The 13,793-nt window shown below is 64.6% G+C and carries 12 protein-coding genes; 11 read left to right on the top strand and 1 reads right to left on the bottom strand.

From position 1 onward, the window contains the following. The first annotated feature begins 259 nt into the window (after nt 1-259). The 7 genes from rpmI (at nt 260) to GGQ98_RS10320 (ending at nt 7,646) form a co-directional block, all read left to right on the top strand. The gene (gene rpmI, locus GGQ98_RS10350) at nt 260-466 is read left to right on the top strand and encodes a 50S ribosomal protein L35 (RefSeq protein WP_184069050.1); all 207 of its coding nucleotides are present in this window, start codon (nt 260-262) and stop codon (nt 464-466) included. Nucleotides 467-477: 11 nt separating this feature from the next. Continuing rightward, nucleotides 478-843, top strand: coding sequence for a 50S ribosomal protein L20 (gene rplT / locus GGQ98_RS10345; RefSeq protein WP_184069047.1), 366 nt, complete (start codon nt 478-480; stop codon nt 841-843). A 160-nt stretch (nt 844-1,003) separates the two neighbouring features. Next, nucleotides 1,004-2,077, top strand: coding sequence for a phenylalanine--tRNA ligase subunit alpha (pheS, locus tag GGQ98_RS10340; protein WP_341534187.1), 1,074 nt, complete (start codon nt 1,004-1,006; stop codon nt 2,075-2,077). Next, entirely contained in the window at nt 2,074-4,446 is a 2,373-nt protein-coding gene (gene pheT, locus GGQ98_RS10335; RefSeq protein ID WP_184069041.1) for a phenylalanine--tRNA ligase subunit beta, read from the top strand. Before pheS ends, pheT begins: the two co-directional genes overlap by 4 nt. 95 nt (nt 4,447-4,541) lie before the next feature. Continuing rightward, complete coding sequence (locus tag GGQ98_RS10330; protein ID WP_184069038.1) at nt 4,542-5,624, top strand: sensor histidine kinase; 1,083 nt, start codon at nt 4,542-4,544, stop codon at nt 5,622-5,624. A gap of 91 nt (nt 5,625-5,715) precedes the next feature. After that, a complete protein-coding gene (locus GGQ98_RS10325) occupies nt 5,716-6,981 on the top strand; it encodes a cystathionine gamma-synthase family protein (protein WP_243451814.1) in 1,266 nt (421 codons plus the stop codon). Then, a complete protein-coding gene (locus GGQ98_RS10320; protein ID WP_243451813.1) occupies nt 6,978-7,646 on the top strand; it encodes an HAD family hydrolase in 669 nt (222 codons plus the stop codon). The genes GGQ98_RS10325 and GGQ98_RS10320 overlap by 4 nt, the downstream gene beginning before the upstream one ends. A gap of 68 nt (nt 7,647-7,714) precedes the next feature. On the opposite strand, the gene acnA is transcribed toward GGQ98_RS10320, so the two are convergent. After that, a complete protein-coding gene (acnA, locus tag GGQ98_RS10315) occupies nt 7,715-10,396 on the bottom strand; it encodes an aconitate hydratase AcnA (protein ID WP_184069032.1) in 2,682 nt (893 codons plus the stop codon). Nucleotides 10,397-10,849: 453 nt separating this feature from the next. On the opposite strand from acnA, the gene GGQ98_RS10310 reads away from it, so the two are divergent. The 4 genes from GGQ98_RS10310 to GGQ98_RS18810 all read left to right on the top strand — a co-directional run bounded on the left by GGQ98_RS10310 (nt 10,850) and on the right by GGQ98_RS18810 (nt 13,781). Beyond that, a complete protein-coding gene (locus tag GGQ98_RS10310; RefSeq protein WP_184069029.1) occupies nt 10,850-11,056 on the top strand; it encodes a cold-shock protein in 207 nt (68 codons plus the stop codon). A gap of 132 nt (nt 11,057-11,188) precedes the next feature. After that, nucleotides 11,189-11,326, top strand: coding sequence for a hypothetical protein (locus tag GGQ98_RS10305; RefSeq protein WP_184069026.1), 138 nt, complete (start codon nt 11,189-11,191; stop codon nt 11,324-11,326). 30 nt (nt 11,327-11,356) lie between these two features. Beyond that, complete coding sequence (locus GGQ98_RS10300) at nt 11,357-11,608, top strand: hypothetical protein (protein ID WP_184069024.1); 252 nt, start codon at nt 11,357-11,359, stop codon at nt 11,606-11,608. Between the two features lie 67 nt (nt 11,609-11,675). Beyond that, nucleotides 11,676-13,781, top strand: coding sequence for a prolyl oligopeptidase family serine peptidase (locus GGQ98_RS18810; protein WP_184069021.1), 2,106 nt, complete (start codon nt 11,676-11,678; stop codon nt 13,779-13,781). Nucleotides 13,782-13,793: the final 12 nt, after the last annotated feature.

Genomic DNA, 13,793 nt, shown 5'->3' with positions numbered 1-13,793 from the left:
AAAACCAGGCCGCTGCCTAAACCATCGAAATGAGGGGTCCCTATTGGACGCCGATCACCCCGCTAACGGGGTCCCTTTTGCACGCCGGTCCACACACCTAGGTGCGAGATGTCCCCCTATTACGTCGCACGGCGGAGGTCACATGGCCTGCGGACTTGCGCGGCGGGGCCGTCCCCGCTATAGCGCGCGCTTCGAAAACGTGACCGCCCGGCCAGTGTGGGCTGCCGAGGCGGTCTTATAGCGTTTCAAGGAGACGGAAATGCCCAAGCTCAAGACGAAGAGCGGTGTCAAGAAGCGGTTCAAGATCACCGCGACCGGCAAGCTCAAACATGGTGTCGCCGGAAAGCGCCACCGGCTCATCAGCCACAATTCGAAGTATATCCGCCAAAACCGCGGCACCGAGGTGCTGGCCGACTGCGAGACCAAGAAGGTTTTGAAGCAGTGGGCGCCTTACGGCCTGAAATAGGAGGATAACTTATGGCACGTGTTAAACGCGGCGTAACCACGCACGCCAAGCACAAGAAGATCCTGAAGGCGGCCAAAGGCTATTACGGCCGCCGGAAGAACACCATCCGCATCGCGCGGCAGGCGGTCGAAAAGGCCGGCCAGTACGCGTATCGCGACCGGAAGGTAAAGAAGCGGAATTTCCGCGCGCTCTGGATTCAGCGCATCAACGCTGCTGTCCGCGAAGAAGGCCTCACCTACGGCCGGTTCATGCACGGCCTCAAGCTGGCCGGTGTGGAGCTGGACCGCAAGGTGCTCGCCGATCTCGCCGTCCACGAGGGCGACGCGTTTAAGGCCATCGTCAAGCAGGCAGAGTCCGCGCTCGCGACGGCCGCGTAACACAACGCGATCAAAGCAATAAAAGGCGCGGCGCTGCTTAACGGCAGCGACCGCGCCTTTTTCTTGAATGGAGAGTGACGTGCAGCGACCCAGCAGGGGAGATTATCCCGAAGTTTCCACTTGGTCGGAGTCATTGAAGGGTTACTGCACAGAAAGTGAAATAGGGGCTCTTCAAGAGCAATTCGATTACTTTTGGGGCAATGATCCGTTTCCTAGGCATATAGAAAGCGTCCGGGTAACTGCTTTGGGCAAAGAGGGGATGGTTACCGAGCTGACAAAAAGGCTTGGCAAAATGCCGCCCGAAGATCGGAAGCATTGGGGCACTGTATTTAACGGAATAAAGCAGACTTTCTTGCGGGGATATGAGGAGTGGCGGGCTTTTTCCGAGGAGTTCGAAATCAACGCTCAGTTGATGGATGATACGGTAGACGTCACGCTCCCCGTCGATCCCGCACGGCTCGGCACCGTGCACCCGGTTTCGCAGGTTATGGACGAACTGGCCGAAATCTTCGCCGACCTCGGCTTCGCCGTCGCGACCGGACCGGAGATCGAGGACGACTGGCACAATTTCACCGCGCTCAACATTCCCGAATCGCATCCGGCGCGCGCGATGCACGATACGTTCTACTTCCCGGAAGCCTTGGCGAAGGAAGGCCGCCGCTTCCTGCTGCGCACGCACACCTCCCCCGTGCAGATCCGCACGATGATGAGCGAGCAGCCGCCGATCCGCATCATCGCGCCGGGCCGTGTCTACCGTTCGGATTCCGACGCGACACACACGCCGATGTTCCATCAGCTCGAAGGGCTGGTCATCGACCGGAACATCCACATGGGTCATCTCAAGTGGACGCTGGAAACATTCATCAAGGCCTTCTTCGAGGTCGATGACGTGACGCTGCGCTTCCGCCCCAGCTACTTCCCCTTCACGGAACCTTCGGCGGAGGTCGATGTCGGCTGCTCGTGGGAGGGCGGCACGCTCAAGATCGGCGGTGAGGCCTCTTGGCTCGAAATCCTCGGCTCGGGCATGGTGCATCCGCGCGTCATCGCGGCGTGCGGTCTTGATCCCGCCGAGTGGCAGGGCTTCGCCTTCGGCGCCGGGATCGATCGGCTCGCGATGCTCAAATACGGCATGACCGACCTTCGCGCCTTCTTCGACGGCGACGTGCGCTGGCTCAAGCACTACGGTTTCTCGCCCTTTGCCGTGCCCACGCTTTCGGGAGGAGTCGGCGCATGAAGTTCACGCTTTCGTGGCTGAAAGACCACCTCGATACTGCCGCTTCGCTTGACGAGATCGTGCTTGGTCTGACCCGCGTCGGGCTCGAGGTCGAAGGGGTCGACAACCCGGCCGATCGCCTCGCGCCGTTCCGTGTCGCGAAGATTCTGGAGGCCGCGCCGCATCCGCAGGCGGACAAGCTCCAGATTTTGAAGGTGGATACCGGCGCGGGCGAACCCGTGCAGGTCGTCTGCGGCGCCCCCAATGCGCGCGCCGGGCTTTACGGCGTGTTCGCGGCGCCCGGCACGCATGTGCCCGGCATCGATGTCACCTTGAAGGTCGCGGCGATTCGCGGCGTCGAGTCGCGCGGCATGATGTGTTCCGAGCGCGAGCTTGAACTGTCTGACGCGCACACCGGCATCATCGATCTTCCCGGCCAGCCCGCCGTGGGCACGCCCTTTGCCGAAGTCCTCGGCCTCGACGATCCCGTCATCGACGTTGCCGTCACGCCGAACCGGCAGGATTGCATGGGCGTGCGCGGCATCGCGCGCGATCTCGCCGCTTTGGGCCTCGGCACGTTGAAGCCGGGCACGGTAGAGGCTATCGAAGGCGGCTTCGACTGTCCGGTGGAAATCCTTACCGACGATACCGAGGGCTGTCCCGCCTTCTTCGGCCGCGTTGTGCGCGGTGTGAAGAACGGCGTTTCGCCCGCTTGGCTCCAGCAGCGCCTCACCGCCATCGGCCTCCGTCCCATTTCGGCGCTGGTCGATATCACCAACTTCATCAACTTCGATCGCGGGCGGCCCCTGCACGTCTACGATCTCGCGAAGCTCGAAGGTGGGCTCGTCGCGCGCCGCGCCCGCGAGGGTGAAAGTGTCGCCGCGCTCAATGGCAAGACTTACGCGCTCACCCCCGAGATGACCGTGATCGCCGACGCGCGCGAGGTTCACGACATCGCCGGCATCATGGGCGGCGAGCATTCGGGCGTCGAGACCGAGACGACCGATATCCTCATCGAGTGCGCGTACTTCGACCCGCAGCGTATCGGTCGTACCGGTCGCGCCCTCGGCCTCACCTCCGACGCCCGCACCCGCTTCGAACGCGGCGTCGATCCGGCCTTCCTCGAAGGCGGGCTGCAACTCGCCACCCGCATGGTCCTCGACCTTTGCGGCGGGGCCCCCAGCCGCGAGGTCCGCGCCGGCCAGCCGCCCGAGGTCGCCCCGAAAGTCGATTACACCCCGTCGCTCACGCAGCGCCTGACCGGCGTCACCGTCGATCCGGGCAAGCAGGCGGAAATCCTCGCTGCGCTAGGCTTCGCGGTCGAGACCGGCGACACATGGCGCATTACCGCCCCGTCGTGGCGCCGCGACATCGACGGCGCCGCCGACATTGTCGAGGAGGTCGTCCGCATCTCCGGCTTCGACGCCATCCCCTCAACGCCCCTCCCGCGCGCCGAGGGTGTCGCGAAGCCCACCGCTACGCCCGCCCAGCTCACCGAGCGTACGCTCCGCCGCGCCGCTGCCGCGCGCGGTCTCGACGAGGCGGTCACCTGGAGCTTCATAGCGCCGAAAGACGCTGACAGCTTCGGAGGCGGAGCGTTCACACTCGAAAATCCGATCTCGGCGGACCTCGCCGTCATGCGCCCCTCTCTGCTGCCCGGACTCGTTGCTGCCGCACGTCGCAACAGCGATCGCGGCGCGGCCACGATAAGGCTGTTCGAACTCGGTCGCCGCTACCTCGAGACGGGCGAGCGGTTGACCCTCGGCGTTGTGTTTGCGGGCGCCAGGCAAGAGAAGGACTGGCGAGATGGCGCGGCGAAAGGCTTCGATGTCTTCGATGTGAAAGCCGAGGTACTCGCGCTGCTTGCCGCCGCCGGCGCACCGGTGGACCGTGCGCAGACTTTTGCCGGGGCAAGCCCGTGGTATCATCCCGGTCGATCGGCCAGGCTTGGACTGGGACCAAAAGCAATCCTCGCCGAATTCGGTGAGCTGCACCCGCGCCTCGTTCGCGACTTCGATTTGTCGGGCCGTGTCGCAGTTGCCGAGATATTCTTCGATGCCATACCGGCGCCGCGCGGCAAACGGACCCGTCCTTTCTATGCGCCGCCCGCTCTGCAGGCTGTGACACGCGATTTCGCCTTTGTCGCCGACAAGGCGCTCGCGGCCGATACGCTGCTTCGCGCGGTGCAGAAGGCGGAGCCGAAACGCATCGCCGCCGTGCGCCTGTTCGATCTATTCGAAGGCGCCGGGATCGAGCCGGGAATGCGCTCGCTCGCCATACGCGTTACGCTGCAGCCCGATGAACGAAGTTTCACCGAGGAAGAGATTTCCGTGATTGCCGGAAAGATCGTCGCGTCCGCGCGTACGGTCGGCGCGGAACTGCGCGAGTAGGCGGTTTCGGTTCGTCGCAAGCACAGATTGTGCCACGAATAGTACTACGCTAGCGTTTCAACTTCGGCGCTTCTGCCGTTCGGAGTTTTCCGTGTATGCCGCTCCTGCATTTCCTGGAAGGTGGCGGCAATATGGGCGGCGCCATCCGGACGTTCGACTGGTCGGCAACTCCGCTCGGTCCTGCGCGGGATTGGTCTCCCACGCTCAAGTCCACGGTGGCCCTGATCCTCGGTTCGCGCTTTCCCAAGTGCCTGGCGTGGGGCGCGGACATGACCTGCATCTACAACGATGCCTTCTTGCCTATTCTCGGCAACAAGGAGGAGGCGCTCGGCCGTCCGATGCGTAAAGTCTGGTCGGAAGTGTGGAGCGAGATCGGCCCCATCGCACAGATCGCCTTCGCCGGGGAAGCCACGTTTATTGAGGACTTTCCGCTCACGATCGATCGAAACGGCTATCCGGAGCAGGCGTGGTTTACGTTTTGCTATAGTCCCGTCCGTGACGAGACGGGCGATGTCGTCGGCATGATGGATACGGTTATCGAAACAACCGGCATGGTGGAGGCGCGCCGTCAGGCGACGCTGCTCAACCAGGAACTGGCGCACCGCATGAAAAACACGCTCGCCGTTGTTTCTGCCGTGATAGACCAGACGTTCCGGACGGCCCCAATCGAAGACGCGCGGAGGCTCATCGGTCAGCGTTTGCAGGCGCTGGGGCAGGCGCACGATGTGTTGACCCGGTCGCGCTGGAGCGATGCGCCGCTTCAGGATATTGTGCAGGAGACGTTGCAGCCGCATGGGCACGGCGAATCAATTCGTCTCCAGGGTCCGGCGGTCTATCTTTCAGCCGATCAATCGTTCTCGATGGCACTCGCTGTTCATGAACTTGCGACCAATGCCGTGAAATATGGCGCGCTCTCTGTTCCGTCAGGCAAGGTGGCGATTGCTTGGGAAGCAGGCCGGGCCGGAACGGATGATGTCTTCGCTTTCGAATGGGCGGAAGCCGACGGACCGCAAGTCGCATTGCCGAAACGGCGGGGGTTCGGCTCGCGTCTGCTGAAGCGCGCCCTCGCACCGCAGTTCGGCGGCGCGGTCGATATCGCCTACCGTCCAGAAGGTCTGCGCTTCACGCTTCAAACGACGATGAAGCGCCTGCGGACTGACAACGCGGTATCCTCATAAGCCGGGTATTGTGGCCGACATTGCGGGCCAATGTGTAGGCCTGTACCATGCAGGCATGACAGACACAGTTCTACCCAAGCGTGGTCGAACGATGAAGCCGCAGTCGCTGGAACTTGCAGGGCGGCCGCTTCATCCGTCCACGCTGATGATGGGTTACGGTTATGATCCCGCGCTTTCGGAAGGCGCGCTGAAGCCGCCGATCTTTCTGACATCGACCTACGTTTTCGAAAGCGCCGCAGATGGGAAGCGTTTCTTCGAAGGCATTATCGGTTTGCGACCCGGAGGGGCTGAAGGCCTGGTTTACGGGCGTTTCAATGGGCCGGATCAGGAAATACTCGAGGATCGGCTGGCACTGTGGGAAGGGGCGGAGGAGGCGCTGGTCTTCTCGACGGGAATGTCGGCCATCACTACGGCGTTATTGGCTTACGTGCGGCCGGGCGATATCATTGTTCATTCCGCGCCGCTTTATGCAGCAACCGAGAAACTGATCGATGCGGTGATCGGCAAGTTCTCAGTCGGCTGGATGGATTTCCACGCGTCTGCCGGGCGGGAGAAGATCGAGGCGACGCTGCGCGCCGCACGGGCCAAAGGGCGTGTTTCGGTTATTTACCTGGAAAGCCCCGCGAACCCGACAAATGAACTCGTCGATATCGAGGCTGTTGCGGCCGTGCGGGATGAGGTGTTCGCAGGGGTGGACGAGAAGCCCGTCATCATGTGTGACAACACGTTTCTCGGGCCCGTTTTCCAGGCGCCGACGCGGCACGGCGCAGACATCTCGCTTTATTCGCTTACCAAGTACGTAGGCGGGCATTCCGATCTGGTGGGCGGAGCGTGCATCGGCGGAAAGGCGGTGCTGGCGCCGATCCTTGCGCTCCGCAATACCATCGGCACGATCACCGATCCGCACACGTCGTGGATGCTGCTGCGCAGCCTTGAAACGGTGCAGCTTCGCATGGAGCGGGCGGAGGCGAATGCGCGGACGTTGTGTGAATTCTTGCGCGATCATCCGAAGATCGAGCGGGTCGGTTATCTGGGGTTCCTGGAGCCGGGGAGTGCGCAGCGGGGCATATACGACCGACACTGTGCGGGTGCCGGATCGACCTTTTCGGTGATCGTGAAGGGCGGGGAGGCGGAGGCGTTTCGGTTGCTGGATAACCTGACGCTGGTGAAGCTGGCCGTTTCGCTGGGCGGGACGGAGAGCCTTGCGAGTCACCCGGCGGCGATGACGCACCTTTCCGTGCCTGCTGCGCGCAAGGCGGAGCTGGGGATCAGCGACAATCTGGTTCGGGTGTCGATCGGGGTTGAACATGTAGACGATCTTGTCGCAGACTTCCGGCAAGCGCTGGAGGCTGTTTGAGTACGCTAATACAGTATTCCGTGTTCGACATGGACAGAACGATCACGCGGGGTGGATCCTATTCGCCCTGGCTGCTCTATTGGGCGTGGCACGAGGCGCCGTGGCGGCTGCTGTTTCTGCCGCTGTCGCTGCTGGCGGGCGCAGCGTACGTGGCGGGGCTGGTGAGCCGGGGGCGGCTGAAGGAAATCAACCACCGGCTGCTGATGGGCAGGCGCGTGCCGATCGAACGGATCGCGCCGCGCGCCGAAGGCTTCGCGCGCCGGATGGTGCCGGGGCGCACGTTCCGGGGGGCGCGGGCGCGGATCGAGGCGGAGAAGGCGGAGGGCCGCACCGTGGTGATCGCGACGGCATCCTACACGTTCTATGTGCACGCCATCGCAGCAAGGCTGGGCGTGGAGCACGTGGTGGGCACGAAATCGCACCGCGACGCGTCGGGCGCGGTGCTGGCGAAGCTGGACGGCGAAAACTGCTACGACGGCGCGAAACGCGACATGGTGGCGGAGGCGCTGCCGCCGCGCGAGACGCTGCACGTGCGCTTCTTTTCAGACCACCACAGCGACGCGCCGATGTTCGAATGGGCCGACGAAGGCTTCGCGATCAACCCGACGCCGAAACTGCGCGCACTTGGCGAGGCGCGCGGCTGGCAAGTGATCGAATGGGAATAGGGTCGAGCGCGTCGGAACCGCCCCACCCCCGGCCCCTCCCCTGAAGGGGAGGGGAGAGGAAGGCGGTTTTAAGCGGCGAGGTTGCGCAGCACGTAGTGCAGGATGCCGCCGCTGCGGAAATATTCCAGCTCGTTGTTTGTATCGATGCGGCAGCGCGCCACGAACGAACCCGTGGTGCCGTCGGCGCGCGTGAAGGTGACGGTCACCTCCTGACGCGGCGAGAGGCTGGCGACGCCGTCGATGCTGAACAGCTCGTCGCCGGTGAGACCGAGCGTTTCGGCGCTGTCATTGCCCTGGAACTGGAGCGGCAGCACGCCCATGCCGACAAGGTTCGAGCGGTGGATGCGCTCGTAGCTTTCGGCGACGACGCAGCGCACGCCCAGAAGCGTGGTGCCCTTCGCGGCCCAATCGCGCGACGAGCCGGTGCCGTATTCCTTGCCGGCGAGAACGACGAGCGGGGTGCCTTCGGCCTTGTAGCGCATCGCGGCGTCATAGATCGCAAGCTGTTCGCCCGACGGAACGTGACGAGTGACGCCGCCCTCGATGCCCGGCGTCATCTTGTTGCGGATGCGGATGTTCGCGAACGTGCCGCGCATCATGACTTCGTGGTTGCCGCGGCGCGAGCCGTAGGAGTTGAAGTCGGCGCGGCTGACCTGATGCTCGGTAAGATAGTTGCCCGCCGGGGAATCGGCCTTGATGCTTCCCGCCGGCGAAATGTGATCGGTGGTGATCGAATCGCCGAACACGGCGAGCGCGCGCGCGCCGACGATGTTCGTGAGCGGCCTGGGCGTCATCGTGAGCCCTTCGAAATAGGGCGGGTTCTGCACATAGGTGGAAACCGACGAGAAGCTGTAGGTGCGCCCGCCGGTGACATCGATCGCCTGCCACTGCGCATCGCCCGTGAAGACGTGCGCGTAGCGCGCCTTGAACATGTCCGCATCGAGCGAGGCTTCGACGGTGGCGCGAATCTCCAGATTGGTCGGCCAGATGTCCTTGAGGAACACCGGCTCGCCGTCCGACCCCGTGCCGATCGGCTCGACCGCGAGGTTCTTGCGCACCGTGCCCGCGAGCGCATAGGCGACGACGAGCGGCGGCGAGGCGAGATAGTTGGCGCGCACATCCTGCGAGACGCGGCCTTCGAAGTTGCGGTTGCCCGAAAGCACCGACGCGGCGACGATGTCGCCATCGTTCACGGCCTTTGAAATCGGCGCGGGCAGCGGCCCCGAGTTGCCGATGCAGGTGGTGCAGCCATAGCCGACGAGATCGAAACCGATCGCATCGAGATCAGCCTGCAGACCGGCCTTCATCAGATAATCGGTGACGACCTGCGAACCGGGCGCGAGCGAGGTTTTCACCCACGGCTGACGCGTAAGCCCCTTGGCGCGCGCCTTCCGCGCGACGAGACCGGCGGCGACGAGCACATCGGGGTTCGAGGTGTTGGTGCAGCTGGTGATCGCGGCGATCACGACGTCGCCGTGGCCGATATCGTGTTTCGCGCCGTCGACGGAGACGCGCTTTTTCGGATCAGCGACCTTGAAGCTGCTGCCCAGTTCGGCTTCGAAACCGGCGGCGAGATCTTCGAGCAGCACGCGGTCCTGCGGGCGGCGCGGGCCGGCGAGGCTGGGGCGCACTTCGGCAAGATCGAGCCCGAGCGTGTCGGTGAATACGGGGTCCGGCGTGGCGGCATCGCGCCACATGCCCTGCGCCTTGGCATAGGCCTCCACCATTTCGCAGCGCCAGTCTTCACGGCCGGTGAAGCGCATGTAGCGGATGGTTTCCGCGTCGATCGGGAAGAAGCCGCAGGTCGCGCCGTATTCGGGCGCCATGTTGGCGATCGTCGCGCGGTCCGCGAGGCTGAGCGCATCGAGGCCGGGGCCGTAGAATTCTACAAAGCGGCCGACGACGCCCTTCTTGCGCAGCATCTGCGTGACGGTGAGCACGAGATCGGTGGCGGTGATGCCTTCGGCCATGCGGCCGCTGAGCTTGAAGCCGACGACTTCGGGGATGAGCATGGAAACCGGCTGGCCGAGCATCGCGGCTTCCGCCTCGATCCCGCCGACGCCCCAGCCGAGCACGCCGAGGCCGTTCACCATCGTGGTGTGCGAGTCGGTGCCGACCAGCGTATCGGGATAGGCGACGAGCGTGCCGCTCGCGTCTTCGGAGGTCCACACCGCCTGCGCCAGATATTCCAGGTTCACCTGATGGCAGATGCCCGTTCCCGGCGGCACGACGCGGAAGTTGCGGAACGCCTGCGCGCCCCACTTCAGGAACTTGTAGCGCTCCATATTGCGCTCGTATTCAAGCGCGACGTTCTGCCCGAACGCCTGCGGCGTGCCGAACTCGTCCACCATCACCGAGTGATCGATGACGAGATCGACGGGGACGAGCGGATTGATCTTCTCCGCGTCCGCGCCGAGCTTCGCCATCGCATCGCGCATCGCGGCGAGATCGACGACGGCCGGAACGCCGGTGAAATCCTGCATCAGCACGCGCGCGGGGCGATACTGGATCTCGCGCTCGCCGAGGTTGGCGTTGAGGAACGAGCGGAAGGCTTCGACATCGCCTTCGGTGACGGTGTTGCCGTCTTCGAAGCGGAGCATGTTTTCCAGCAGCACCTTCATCGAGAAGGGCAGCGCCGAGAAATCGCCGAAGCGCTCGGCGGCGGCGGGGATCGAATAATATGCGAACTCGCGGCCGCCGACTTTCAGCGTGCGGCGGGTGTTCAGGCTGTCGCGTCCGGTGGCGGTCATCTTCACGATCCCCTTGTCTTGCCATTCAGGCCCGGCCGTACGCGCCTATTGCAGCGCAGCAACCGCCGGAGTCGGGGCTGCTTTAGCGAAGGGGGAGCAGGTTGGGAAGGGGACGAAGGCCGTTTGCAGCCCGGCCTCAGCGGAATGTATGCTGGAAAAACGGTGATTGAGCAGAGGGACTTGGAGGCGCAGGGCGAGAAGTTTGCCGCGCGCGCGGTGCGTTCCTCGACTTCGCTCGGAATGACCGGGTTTTGGGATGGGGCGGTGGGCACCGGGGGCGCCACTCCCCCCCGACATTGTAAATTAACCCGGCATGCGCTATATGAGCGGGGCTGACGTTGCGCGCGACGGATTGCGGCGCTGCGGCTCCCCTTTTCAGAACACCGGCCTCTCGGCACCCGCCGCCATGTGGTGCGCGGGTACGATCATTATTTGAATACTGAGATAAAAAATATGCCCATCGGCACAGTAAAATTCTTCGACGCCCAGAAGGGCTATGGCTTCATCGCGCCCGAAGGCGCCGGCGAAGATGCATTCGTCCACATCACCGCCGTTCAGATGGCGGGCATGGAGACGCTCGATAAGGACCAGCGCGTCAGCTATGAGCTGGAACGCGATCAACGCGGCCGCACCAGCGCGGTCGCCCTGAAATCGGCCTGAGCGCCCTTTCAGAATTCGAGAGGCCCGGCGAAACGCGCCGGGCCGCCTCAACCGGCATGCGCCAGGCGCGCTTTGCCGACACCAATGCCGCCAGAACGGCGGCCCAGAAAAATGACAGATATGCAGACTCATATGAATTCCGGACGCCGACACCCGGCGCGCCGCACATCGAACATGCCCGAGACGGCGCCCTCAACCAGCACGCGGCGCGAGCCCGGCGGTCTGACCCGGCAGCAGCTTCGACAGATCGTTTATGACCTGATCGGCTAAGCGCCGGTCTACCAACGAAAGAGCCTTCGCGTGAAAGACCAGACCATTTTTTACGAGGAACGGATCGCGGAGGCCCGCCAGGCGGTCAGCGTGGCGGCGCTCGACAACGTGCGGCATCAGGCCGAACTGGCGCTCGACCGCTGGATCGAACTCTCCGACCAGCACGTGCGCACGCGCGAAGCCCGGATGAAGGTGATCGCCGACAAATCCGCGCGCGACGCGGAACGCGACGAAGAGCGCACATCGGCTATGGACGCCGTCCCCGACGAGGACGCCGCTTAAGGCATTTGCCAACCAGGCGCATTGCGATAAGTTCGGGACATAAAGTGCCCGAGGGGAGAATTGCGCCGTGCGCTCCACGCCCTTCGTTCAGCAGGAGGGTCTGTTCATGCGCGTTTCGTTTCCGGTTTCCCGTTTTGCAATCGCCTGCGCCGCGCTGATCGCGGCGTCTTCCGCGTCTGCCGCCGACGATACGGCGTTCCTCGCCTTCCCCATGGCAACCGACATCAGCGCGGCGCGCACAGGCGCGTTTGCGTGGACCGTGCAGCAGGGCGACAAGACGCAGCTGCTCGCCGCGCGCGGGCCGGGCTTCAAGCGGACGGCACTGTTCGAACAAAGCGACGTGGACGGCACGCCGATCACCGGGATCCAGATCTCGCCGGACGGAAATCATGTGGCGTTCACGACGGGGTTTTCCTCGGGCGGGTACAATCCGGCGGGCCTGCTGACGCCGCCGAAGGCGACGCTGTGGATCGTTTCGACGGCGGGCGGCGCGGCGCCGGTGAAGATCGGCGAGGGCGGCGGCGCGCATTTCTCGCCCGACGGAAAGCGCCTCGTCTACCGCAGCGGCGCCGACCTTTGGGCGGTGAGCGTGGGCGCGGGCGAGGCGAAACCGGAAATGCTCGTGCGCGGCGGTGCAGCCTTCGGCCAGCCGGTGTGGACGGCAGACGGCAAGGGCATGATCTTCGTGCAGGATCGCGGCGGCTGGTCGTTCCTGGGGCGCCATACGCTCGGCAGCGACCGGGTCGAGTGGCTGGTGACGGGCGCGGACCGGCTGAGCCACCCGGTGCTTTCCCCCGACGGCAAAACGATCGCATACCTGCGCTGGCCGGGGCGCGAGCATACGGTGACTTACGACAATCTCGAAAACCAGCCGGTCTCCGTGGAAACGGTGGCGCTGGCGGGGGGCAAGCCGACGACGCTGTGGTCCTCCGGGCCGCGCGGGGGATCGTATATCTCCGACGACAACGAGGGGCTGCTGCGCTGGTCCGACGACAAGACCGTGGTGTTCCGCAGCGAGGAAAACGGCTGGGCGCGGCTCTACGCCGTGAGCGGCGGCAAGGCGCGCGCGCTGACCGGCGAGAAATGCGAGGTCGCGGAAAGCGAACTGGCGGCGCCCGATACGCTGCTCGTCATCCACAACTGCCGCGATCTCGACACGCGGCAGGCGTCGCTCATCAACGTGTCCACCGGCAAGGAACGCGCGGTGGAGACGAAAGACGTCGTGCTTGCAGGGGCGAGCGCGACGGGCGACGGGCGGTATGTCGCGATGACGGGCGCGGACGCTGACGCCTCCGCGATGCTGCGCATCCTCGACACCGCGACGGGCAAGATCACCTACGCCGAAACACCGGCGGACTACGGCTATCGCCGCAGCTTCACCGCGCCCCCGCCGCAGCAGGTGCGGCTTGCCGCAGCGGACGGGCAGAGCGTGCCGGGGCAGCTGTTCCTGCCCAGGGGCAAGGGGCCGCACCCGGCGCTCGTCTATGTGCACGGCGGACCGACGCGGCAGATGTTTCCCGCGTTCCACTTCAGCGGATATTACGCGAACGACTATGCGATGAACCGGCGGCTCGCGGAGATGGGCTATGTGGTGCTCGCGCTCAACTACCGCTCGGGCGTCGGCTACGGGCGCGACTTCCGCGAGGCGCCGGGACGGGCGTGGCGCACGGCTTCGGAATATCAGGACGTGCTCGGCGCGGGGCGCTGGCTCGCGGCACGCGACGACGTGGACCCGAAACGCATCGGCATCTGGGGCGGCTCCTACGGCGGGCTGCTGACCGGACACGCGCTCGCGCGCAACTCCGACCTGTTCGCGGCGGGCGTCGCGATCCACGGCGTGTTCGACTGGAGCTGGCCTTCGCCGGTGCCGGGACACCTGAACCCCAGCAAGTTCTTCGGCGTGGGCGAGGCCGACAAGGCGACGGCGTTTGCCGCCTCGCCGCTCGGCGCGGTGGAAGGCTGGCGATCGCCGGTGCTTCTCGTCCACGGCGACCAGGACATGAACGTCGACGTGCGCGAGACGGTGGACCTGACGCAGAAACTGCGGCGGCAGGGCGTGGATGTGCGCACTGTGCTGTTGCCGGGCGAATCCCACTCGCTGATCCGCTATTCGAGCTGGCAGCAATTGTGGCGCGACCAGGCGGCTTTCTTCACCGAAACACTCGGAAAGTGATGAATATTATTA

This window comes from Sphingosinicella soli (genome assembly GCF_014199685.1).
Taxonomy (GTDB): Bacteria; Pseudomonadota; Alphaproteobacteria; order Sphingomonadales; family Sphingomonadaceae; genus Sphingosinicella; species Sphingosinicella soli.
This window is presented reverse-complemented; position numbering and strand designations above follow the sequence as displayed.

Bases quoted from the DNA above. Each gene is read 5' to 3' on its own strand.
- pheT (WP_184069041.1), top strand. From the start codon at position 2,074: ATGAAGTTCACGCTTTCGTGGCTGAAAGACCACCTCGATACTGCCGCT.
- GGQ98_RS10325 (WP_243451814.1), top strand. From the start codon at position 5,716: ATGAAGCCGCAGTCGCTGGAACTTGCAGGGCGGCCGCTTCATCCGTCC.
- GGQ98_RS10330 (WP_184069038.1), top strand. From the start codon at position 4,542: ATGCCGCTCCTGCATTTCCTGGAAGGTGGCGGCAATATGGGCGGCGCC.
- acnA (WP_184069032.1), bottom strand. From the start codon at position 10,396: ATGACCGCCACCGGACGCGACAGCCTGAACACCCGCCGCACGCTGAAA.
- GGQ98_RS10310 (WP_184069029.1), top strand. From the start codon at position 10,850: ATGCCCATCGGCACAGTAAAATTCTTCGACGCCCAGAAGGGCTATGGC.
- GGQ98_RS10305 (WP_184069026.1), top strand. From the start codon at position 11,189: ATGAATTCCGGACGCCGACACCCGGCGCGCCGCACATCGAACATGCCC.
- rplT (WP_184069047.1), top strand. From the start codon at position 478: ATGGCACGTGTTAAACGCGGCGTAACCACGCACGCCAAGCACAAGAAG.
- rpmI (WP_184069050.1), top strand. From the start codon at position 260: ATGCCCAAGCTCAAGACGAAGAGCGGTGTCAAGAAGCGGTTCAAGATC.